The sequence below is a fragment of the Arthrobacter sp. Y3223164 genome, assembly GCF_059091005.1.
Genome location: NZ_JBNHGF010000076.1, coordinates 1 through 9880, shown reverse-complemented (window position 1 = coordinate 9880; position 9880 = coordinate 1). Strand labels below are relative to the sequence as shown.

The following is a 9880-nucleotide window of genomic DNA, read 5'->3' as shown; positions in this document are numbered from 1 at the left end:
CGAGCACGGGGACGGCGATGCCGGTGGTGTCCACGTCGATCCGCCCGTCGAACGCGGCGTAGCCCCGCTTGCGGATGTCGGCCAGGTGCCGGCGCAGGTCGAAGGACACCGGGTCGGCCGACGTGACGGCCTCCGGATGCCGGGTCAGGTAGGACTCCTGGACATGGTTGGGCGAATAGGCCAGCAGCACCATGCCCATCGAGGTCCGGTGCACCGGCATGGTGCCGGCGATCTGGGCCTGGTTCACCACGGAGCCGCGGCTGGAGAGCCGCTCGATCACCAGGACTTCGTCCTCGCGCAGCACCGCCAGCTGGGTGTGCTGGCGCACCACGGACTGGATGTCCTCCATGAACGGCATGGCGGCCTGCCGCAGGTCGACGGCCGGCGAGCTCCGGTTGGCCAGCTCCCACAGCCGCAGCCCGAGCCGGATTTCGCCGGGGCCCTCCTTCGTCAGCAGCCCGTGGCGGGACAGCGCCTCCACCAGCCGGTAGGTCGTTGCCAGCGGCACATCCGCCCGGCGGGAGAGCGTGGCGACGTTCATCGCCGGCTTGTCCGGCTCGAACGCAGACAGGATGCGCACCAGCCGGTCCAGCATCGAGTCACCGGACGAGGAATTGGCCATGTTCCCAGAATCTCATGTGCGCGGCGGCCGCCGGGGCCGTTAAACGCGGAAACCGCCCCCCGCTGCCCCGGTATCGGGGAGCAGGAGGCGGTTCCATACTGGCGGCTAGCGGTAGTCGCTGCCCAGGTCGTAGTCATCCAGCGGGATGGCGTGGAACTCGGGCGTCAGCGAACCGTCGGCGCCGGCGTAGTCGAAGTCGCCGAAGGCGCTCGGGCCGGTAAACAGGTTGGCCTTCGCTTCCTCCGTCGGCTCCACCGACACCTGGGTGTACCGGTCCAGGCCGGTGCCGGCCGGGATCAGCTTACCGATGATGACGTTCTCCTTCAGGCCCAGCAGCGGGTCGGACTTGCCCTCCATGGCCGCCTGCGTCAGGACGCGGGTGGTCTCCTGGAAGGACGCGGCCGACAGCCACGACTCGGTGGCGAGCGAGGCCTTGGTGATGCCCATCAGCTCGTCACGGCCGTTGGCCGGCTGCTTGCCCTCGGAGACGGCCTTGCGGTTCTCCGCCTGGAAGCGGCTTCGCTCGGCCAGCTCGCCCGGCAGCAGGTCGGTCTCGCCGGACTCGATCACGGTGATGCGGCGCAGCATCTGGCGGACGATGACTTCCACGTGCTTGTCGTGGATGCCGACGCCCTGGCTGCGGTACACGCTCTGGACCTCGTCCACCAGGAACTTCTGCGCCTGGCGCGGGCCGAGGATACGCAGCACCTGCTTCGGGTCCTTGGCACCGGTGACCAGCTGCTGGCCGACGTCCACGTGCTGGCCGTCTTCGACCAGCAGGCGTGCACGGCGCAGCACCGGGTAGGCGATCTCTTCCGAGCCGTCATCGGGGGTGACGATGACGCGCATCTGGCGCTCGCCGTCCTCGATGGACACGCGTCCGGCCACTTCGGCCATCGGCGCGACACCCTTGGGGGTACGGGCTTCGAAGAGCTCCTGGATACGGGGCAGACCCTGGGTGATGTCTTCCGCGGAGGCTACGCCACCGGTGTGGAAGGTACGCATGGTCAGCTGGGTACCGGGCTCGCCGATCGACTGGGCGGCGATGATGCCGACCGCCTCGCCGATGTCCACGGTCTTGCCGGTGGCCAGCGAGCGGCCGTAGCAGAGCGCGCAGGTACCGACGGCGGACTCACAGGTGAGCACGGAGCGCACCTTGATCTCGGTGATGCCGGCGTCGATCAGTTCCTGGATCAGCACATCGCCGACGTCGGCGCCTGCCGTGGCCACCACGGTGCCCTCGGAGTTCACCACATCGGTGGCCAGCGTGCGGGCGTAAGCGGAGTTCTCCACCTCTTCGTGCCGGCGCAGTTCACCGTTGTGGTCGGCTTCGGCGATGACCGTGTTCAGGCCGCGCTCGGTGCCGCAGTCCATTTCGCGCACGATCACGTCCTGCGAGACGTCCACCAGGCGGCGGGTCAGGTAACCCGAGTTGGCGGTACGCAGCGCGGTGTCGGCCAGGCCCTTGCGGGCACCGTGCGTGGCGATGAAGTATTCCAGCACCGACAGGCCCTCGCGGTAGGAGGACTTGATCGGGCGCGGGATGATCTCGCCCTTCGGGTTGGCCACCAGACCACGGATACCGGCGATCTGGCGGACCTGCAGCCAGTTGCCACGGGCACCGGAGGACACCATGCGGTTGATGGTGTTCTCCTTGGTCAGGTTCTTCCGCATCGCGTCGGCAACCTCGTTGGTCGCCTTGTTCCAGATGTCGATCAGTTCCTGGCGCCGCTCGTCGTCGGCGATCAGGCCCTTGTTGTACTGGGACTCGACGCGGGCGGCCTGGGTCTCGTAGCCCTCCATGATGGCGGCCTTTTCGGCCGGGGCCGCGATGTCGGAGATCGCCACGGTCACGCCGGAACGGGTCGCCCAGTAGAACCCGGCGTCCTTGAGGTTGTCCAGCGTCGCCGCGGTGACGACCTTCGGGTAGCGCTCGGCCAAATCGTTCACGATCGCCGAGAGCTGGCCCTTGTCCGCCACGCGCGCCACCCAGGGGTAGTCATCGGGCAGCGTGTCGTTGAAGATGACCTGGCCGAGCGAGGTTTCGATCAGCGCTTCCTGGCCCTCTTCCCATCCCTCCGGTGCCGGCTGGTCCGCGCTGGGCACGAAGCCGGGCACGCGGATCTTGACGACGGAGTTCAGGTGCAGCTCGCCGGCGTCGTGGGCCATGATGGCCTCCGCCGGGCTGGCGAAGACACGGCCCTCGCCGGTTCCGCCTTCGCGCTTGGTGGTGAGGTGGTGCAGGCCGATGATCATGTCCTGGGAGGGCAGGGTCACCGGACGGCCGTCCGACGGCTTCAGGATGTTGTTCGAGGAGAGCATCAGGATGCGCGCCTCGGCCTGGGCCTCGGGGCTCAGCGGCAGGTGCACGGCCATCTGGTCGCCGTCGAAGTCGGCGTTGAACGCGGCGCACACCAGCGGGTGCAGCTGCAGCGCCTTGCCTTCGACCAGCTGCGGCTCGAACGCCTGGATGCCCAACCGGTGCAGGGTTGGTGCACGGTTGAGCAGCACCGGGTGTTCGGTGATGATCTCTTCGAGCACGTCCCACACCTGCGGGCGGAAGCGCTCCACCATCCGCTTGGCGCTCTTGATGTTCTGCGCGTGGTTCAGGTCCACCAGCCGCTTCATGACGAACGGCTTGAACAGCTCCAGCGCCATCTGCTTGGGCAGGCCGCACTGGTGCAGCTTCAGCTGCGGGCCGACCACGATCACGGAACGGCCGGAGTAGTCGACGCGCTTGCCCAGCAGGTTCTGCCGGAAGCGGCCCTGCTTGCCCTTGAGCATGTCGGACAGCGACTTCAGCGGACGGTTGCCCGGTCCGGTGACCGGACGGCCGCGGCGGCCGTTGTCGAACAGCGAGTCCACGGCTTCCTGCAGCATCCGCTTTTCGTTGTTGACGATGATTTCCGGCGCGCCCAGGTCCAGCAGACGCTTCAGGCGGTTGTTGCGGTTGATCACGCGGCGGTACAGGTCGTTCAGGTCGGAGGTCGCAAAGCGGCCGCCGTCCAGCTGCACCATCGGGCGAAGCTCCGGCGGGATCACCGGAACGGCGTCCAGCACCATTCCCAGCGGCGAGTTGGTGGTGGTCAGGAAAGCGTTGACCACCTTCAACCGCTTCAGGGCGCGGGTCTTGCGCTGGCCCTTGCCGTTCTTGATGATGTCGCGCAGGGACTCGGCCTCGGCAGCCATGTCGAAGTTCTCGAGGCGGTTCTTGATGGCTTCGGCACCCATGGCGCCTTCGAAGTAGAGGCCGTAGCGGTCGCGCAGCTCGCGGTAGAGCCCCTCGTCGCCCTCGAGGTCGGCGACCTTGAGGTTCTTGAAGCGGTCCCAGACCATGTCGAGGCGCTCGATCTCGGCGTCGGCACGCTTGCGCACGTTGGCCATCTGGCGGTCGGCGGAGTCGCGCGCCTTCTTCTTCTCGGCGGCCTTGGCGCCCTCGCCCTCCAGCCGGGTCAGCTCGTCCTCGAGGTCCTTGGCGATCGCCGCGATGTCGGAGTCGCGGGTATCGGCCAGCTGCTTCTTCTCCAGGTCGTGCTCGGCCTGCAGGTTGGGCAGTTCCTCGTGGCGGCGCTCCTCGTCCACGCTGGTGATCATGTAGGCGGCGAAGTAGATGACCTTCTCCAGGTCCTTCGGCGCCAGGTCGAGCAGGTAGCCCAGGCGGGAGGGGACACCCTTGAAGTACCAGATGTGGGTGACCGGGGCGGCCAGCTCGATGTGGCCCATCCGCTCGCGGCGGACCTTGGCACGGGTGACCTCGACGCCGCAGCGCTCACAGATGATGCCCTTGAAGCGCACGCGCTTGTACTTGCCGCAGTAGCACTCCCAGTCGCGGGAAGGTCCGAAGATCTTCTCGCAGAAGAGGCCGTCCTTCTCGGGCTTCAGGGTGCGGTAGTTGATAGTTTCCGGCTTCTTGACCTCGCCGTAGCTCCAGTCGCGGATGTCGTCCGCGGTGGCAAGGCCGATGCGCATGAGGCCGAAGGAGGATTCGCTGGACATATGGTCCCTGTTCTCTCTTGTTCTCTAAATCTGAAAGTCTGTCGGGTTACGGACAGAGGGGCGCCGTGCGCGGGCCGGCCGCGGTGCTCCACGGCACGGGCGGCCGGCCGGCGCGGCTAGACCTCTTCGACGGAACTCGGCTCGGCCCGGGAAAGGTCGATGCCCAGTTCTTCCGCGGCCCGGAAGACTTCTTCATCCGAGTCACGCATTTCGATCGCGGTGCCGTCGGTGGAGAGTACTTCCACGTTCAGGCAGAGCGACTGCATTTCCTTGATCAACACCTTGAAGGATTCGGGAACACCCGGCTCCGGGATGTTCTCGCCCTTGACGATCGCCTCGTAGACCTTGACGCGGCCGTGGATGTCGTCGGACTTGATGGTGAGCAGTTCCTGCAGGGTGTACGCGGCGCCGTAGGCCTCCAGGGCCCACACTTCCATTTCGCCGAAGCGCTGGCCGCCGAACTGCGCCTTGCCGCCCAGCGGCTGCTGGGTGATCATCGAGTACGGGCCGGTGGAACGCGCGTGGATCTTGTCGTCCACCAGGTGGTGCAGCTTCAGGATGTACATGTAGCCCACGGACACCGGATCCGGGAACGGCTGGCCCGAGCGGCCGTCGAACAGACGGGCCTTGCCGGAAGCGCCGATCAGGCGCTCGCCGTCGCGGGTCGGATTCGTGGCATCCAGCAGCCCGGTGATCTCGAACTCGCTGGCACCGTCGAACACCGGCGTGGCCACCGTCGTCGGACCCGACTGGCGGGGCAGGTTCGGCAGGTCCTTGGCCCAGTCCGGGTTGCCCTCGATGTTCCAGCCCTGCTTCGCGGCCCAGCCGAGGTGGATTTCCAGCACCTGGCCCACGTTCATGCGGCCGGGGACACCCAGCGGGTTCAGCACGACGTCGACCGGGGTGCCGTCTTCCAGGAACGGCATGTCCTCGACCGGCAGGATCTTGGAGATGACGCCCTTGTTGCCGTGGCGCCCGGCGAGCTTGTCGCCGTCCGTGATCTTGCGCTTCTGCGCCACGTACACGCGCACCAGCTGGTTCACGCCCGGGGGCAGCTCGTCGTCGTTGTCGCGGTCGAAGATCCGCACGCCGATCACGGTGCCGGACTCGCCGTGCGGGACCTTCAGGGAGGTGTCGCGCACTTCGCGGGACTTCTCGCCGAAGATCGCACGCAGCAGGCGCTCTTCCGGGGTCAGCTCGGTCTCGCCCTTGGGGGTCACGCGGCCGACGAGGATGTCGCCGGCGTCGACCTCGGCGCCGATGTGGATGATGCCGCGCTCGTCCAGCTGGGAGAGCACTTCCTCCGACACGTTCGGGATGTCGCGGGTGATTTCCTCGGCACCGAGCTTGGTGTCGCGGGCATCAACCTCATGCTCCTCGATGTGGATGGAGGTCAGCACGTCGTCGGAGACCACGCGCTGCGACAGGATGATCGCGTCCTCGAAGTTGTGGCCCTCCCAGGACATGAAGGCCACGAGCAGGTTCTTGCCCAGCGCCAGTTCGCCCTGGTCGGTGGAGGGACCGTCGGCGATGATGCTGCCGGTTTCCAGCCGCTGGCCCTCGGAGACGAGGACACGCTGGTTGTACGCGTTGCCCTGGTTGGAGCGGGCGAACTTCATGATCGGGTACCGGGTCTCGGTGCCGTCGTCGTTCAGGGCGGTGACCAGGTCCGCGGAGACCTCGGTGACCACGCCCGGCTTGGCGGCAACCACGGAGTCGCCGGCGTCGACAGCCGCGTAGCGCTCCATGCCGGTGCCGACCAGCGGGGCTTCCGAACGCAGCAGCGGCACGGCCTGGCGCTGCATGTTCGCGCCCATCAGCGCGCGGTTGGCGTCGTCGTGCTCCAGGAACGGAATCAGGGCGGTCGCCACCGACACCATCTGGCGCGGGGAGACGTCCATGTAGTCGACCTCGGTGGCCGGCACGAGCACCGGCTCGCCGCCGCCGCCGCGCTCCCGGCTGAGGACCAGGTCCTCTTCGAAGTGCAGGTCCTCGGTGAGCGGAGCGTTCGCCTGGGCGATCACGCACTCGATCTCGTCGTCGGCCGTGAGGTAGTCGACCTGGTCGGTGACCTGGCCGTCGACGACCTTGCGGTAGGGGGTCTCGATGAAACCGAACGCGTTGATCCGCCCGTAGGAGGCCAGCGAGCCGATCAGGCCGATGTTCGGGCCTTCAGGGGTCTCGATCGGGCACATGCGGCCGTAGTGCGAGGGGTGCACGTCACGGACTTCCATGCCGGCGCGGTCGCGGGACAGGCCGCCCGGGCCCAGCGCGGACAGGCGGCGCTTGTGCGTCAGGCCGGCCAGCGGGTTGTTCTGGTCCATGAACTGGGACAGCTGCGACGTGCCGAAGAATTCCTTGATCGCTGCCACCACGGGGCGGATGTTGATCAGGGTCTGCGGCGTGATCGCCTCGACATCCTGCGTGGTCATGCGTTCGCGGACCACGCGCTCCATGCGGGAGAGGCCCGTGCGGACCTGGTTCTCGATCAGCTCGCCGACCGCGCGGATGCGGCGGTTGCCGAAGTGGTCGATGTCGTCGATCTCGACGCGGACGTCGTGGTCGGCGCCGTCGCGCTTACCCGGGATGGTGGTCTCGCCGGCGTGCAGGGCGACCAGGAACTTGATCATGGCGACGATGTCGTCATTGTTCAGGACCGAGGCGTCCGGATCCGTCAGCGGCTTGTCGATGCCCAGCTTGCGGTTGATCTTGTAGCGGCCGACCTTGGCCAGGTCGTAGCGCTTGGGGTTGAAGTACAGGTTGTCCAGCAGGGACTGGGCGGCCTCGACTGTCGGCGGCTCGCCCGGACGCAGCTTGCGGTAGATGTCCAGGAGGGCTTCTTCCTGGGTCTGCGTGGCGTCCTTCTCCAGCGTGGCGCGGATGGAGTCGTACTCGCCGAAGGTCTCCAGGATCTGGCCCTCGGTCCAGCCCAGGGCCTTGAGCAGCACGGTCACGGACTGCTTGCGCTTGCGGTCGAGGCGGACACCGACCTGGTCGCGCTTGTCGATTTCCAGCTCGAACCAGGCGCCGCGGGACGGAATGATCTTCGCGGTGAAGATGTCCTTGTCACTGGTCTTGTCGGCGGTCTTCTCGAAGTAGGCGCCAGGCGAGCGGACCAACTGCGAGACGACGACGCGCTCGGTGCCGTTAATGACGAAAGTGCCCTTGTCGGTCATCAGCGGGAAGTCGCCCATGAACACGGTCTGCTGCTTGATCTCGCCCGTGTTGTTGTTCATGAACTCGGCCTTGACGTACAGCGGCGCGGAGTACGTGGCGTCGCGGTCCTTGCACTCGGCCATGGTGTACTTCGGATCGGCGAACTCCGGCTCCGAGAAGCTCAGGGACATGGTGCCCTGGAAGTCCTCGATCGGGGAGATCTCTTCGAAGATGTCGGCGAGGCCGGAGGTGCCGGCCACACCCTGGCGGCCTTCTTCCTGGGCCTTGGCTACGCGCGCCTTCCAGCGTTCGTTGCCGACCAGCCAGTCGAAGCTGTCGGTCTGAAGGGCGAGCAGATTGGGAACGTCAAGAGGTTCGTGAATCTTGGCGAATGAGAGCCGCCGGGTTGCTCCGTCGTTCGACGAGGCGTCCAGCAGGCTGTTAGCGGTATCGGTATTAGAGGTGCTCGAGGCGACCAAGAGGGATCCTTCCACAGACCTTCAGGCTTGTCCTGCGCTTCCGCACCGCCGGCACCCCGAATGGGGTCCGGACATCACCTGGATCCGCTATATGATCCTTGCCCGCCGCACGATCTGCAGTTAAACACAGATAGGGCGTGGCGAAGCCCACCGCTATATGAAGGCCAAAGGTTTTGAGGGAAGACGCAAATACTTAGTGTACGGCACCGCGTCGCGGCTTGTCCAACATGCCGGGCAGGCACCAGTCACCGCTCCCCCGCCATCGGGATTCGAGCGGCCTGCGGTGCGAAACGCGGTGCGAAAGGGGCGTCTTCGCGGTTGTCTTCCCCGGGACAACGCCACCAGCATATACCGGCCCGCCCGCAATTTCCGGCCCGCGCTCCAGGCGAGTTGCCCAAACACGGGTAATCTGTGAAGCAGATCATACCCACGGCAGCAGCCATGTGGCCCCTGCTTGCGCAGGCCACAGGCGCGGAAAAGAGGCATCGACACCATGGCCGAGAACAACAGCAGCCGCGACGACGTCGTCATCCTGAACGGCGCACGCACGCCCACGGGACGACTGAACGGCCAGCTCGCGTCCTTTACCGCCGTCCAGCTCGGCGGCAAAGCGATCGCCGCGGCGCTGGACCGCTCCGGCGTCGCCCCCGAACAGGTGGACGCGGTCATCATGGGGCACGTCATCCAGGCCGGCGCCGGCCAGAACCCTGCGCGGCAGGCGGCCATCGCCGCCGGGCTGGGCTGGAACGTGCCGACCGTGACAATCAACAAGGTTTGCCTCTCCGGGCTGGCCGCCGTCACCGACGCCGCCCGGCTGATCCGCTGCGGCGAGGCGCAGGTGGTGGTGGCCGGCGGTCAGGAGTCGATGACCAACGGCCCGCACCTGCTGCCCGGATCCCGCCAGGGCTGGACCTACGGCAGCCTGACCGCCCTCGATGCCACCGCCCACGACGGCCTCACCGATGCCTTCGACCACGAGTCGATGGGCGTCTCCACCGAGCGCCGGAACGCCGAGCTGGGCATTCCCCGCGAAGCGCAGGACGAAGTGGCCGCCGCCTCCCACCAGCGCGCCGCCGCCGCCGCCAAGAACGGGGTCTTCGACGACGAGATCGTCCCCGTCGCGGTGCCGCAGCGCAAGGGCGAGGACCTGGTGGTCGACAGCGACGAGGGTGTCCGCCCGCAGACCAGCGTGGAAAGCCTGGCCCCGCTGCGCCCGGCGTTTGCCAAGGACGGCACTATCACCGCCGGCAACTCCTCCCCCCTGTCCGACGGCGCGGCCGCCGTCGTGGTCGCGACCCGCGGCTTTGCCGAGGACAACGGCCTGGACTGGCTCGCCGTCGTCGGCCGTCCGGGGCAGGTGGCCGGACCGGACACCTCGTTGCAGTCGCAGCCGTCCAACGCAATCACCCAGGCGCTCAACCGTGCGGGCTGGACCACGGCCGACCTGGACTTCATCGAGATCAACGAAGCCTTCGGGGCCGTGGCGGTGCAGTCGCTGCAGGACCTGGACTACCCGCTGGAGAAGTGCAACATCCACGGCGGGGCCATCGCATTGGGCCATCCGATCGGCGCCTCCGGCACCCGGCTGGCGCTGACGGCCGCCTTGGAACTGCGCCGGCGCGGCACC

At 67.3% G+C, this 9880-nt stretch carries 4 protein-coding genes; 1 reads left to right on the top strand and 3 read right to left on the bottom strand.

Going from position 1 to position 9880, the window contains the following annotated elements:
• The 3 genes from AC5RUJ_RS06285 to rpoB form a co-directional block, all read right to left on the bottom strand.
• The coding region (locus tag AC5RUJ_RS06285; RefSeq protein WP_494155680.1) for an IclR family transcriptional regulator at window positions 1–622 on the bottom strand (622 nt) is incomplete at its 3' end.
• Window positions 623–727: 105 nt separating this feature from the next.
• On the bottom strand, window positions 728–4618 hold the full coding sequence (locus tag AC5RUJ_RS06280; protein ID WP_494012733.1) for a DNA-directed RNA polymerase subunit beta': 3891 nt from the start codon (window positions 4616–4618) through the stop codon (window positions 728–730).
• Between the two features lie 116 nt (window positions 4619–4734).
• Window positions 4735–8253, bottom strand: a complete 3519-nt coding sequence (rpoB, locus tag AC5RUJ_RS06275; protein ID WP_494000499.1) for a DNA-directed RNA polymerase subunit beta — start codon at window positions 8251–8253, stop codon at window positions 4735–4737.
• 493 nt (window positions 8254–8746) lie between these two features.
• On the opposite strand from rpoB, the gene AC5RUJ_RS06270 reads away from it, so the two are divergent.
• The coding region (locus tag AC5RUJ_RS06270; protein WP_494155679.1) for an acetyl-CoA C-acetyltransferase at window positions 8747–9880 on the top strand (1134 nt) is incomplete at its 3' end.

Bases quoted from the DNA above. Each gene is read 5' to 3' on its own strand.
- AC5RUJ_RS06280 (WP_494012733.1), bottom strand. From the start codon at position 4,618: ATGTCCAGCGAATCCTCCTTCGGCCTCATGCGCATCGGCCTTGCCACC.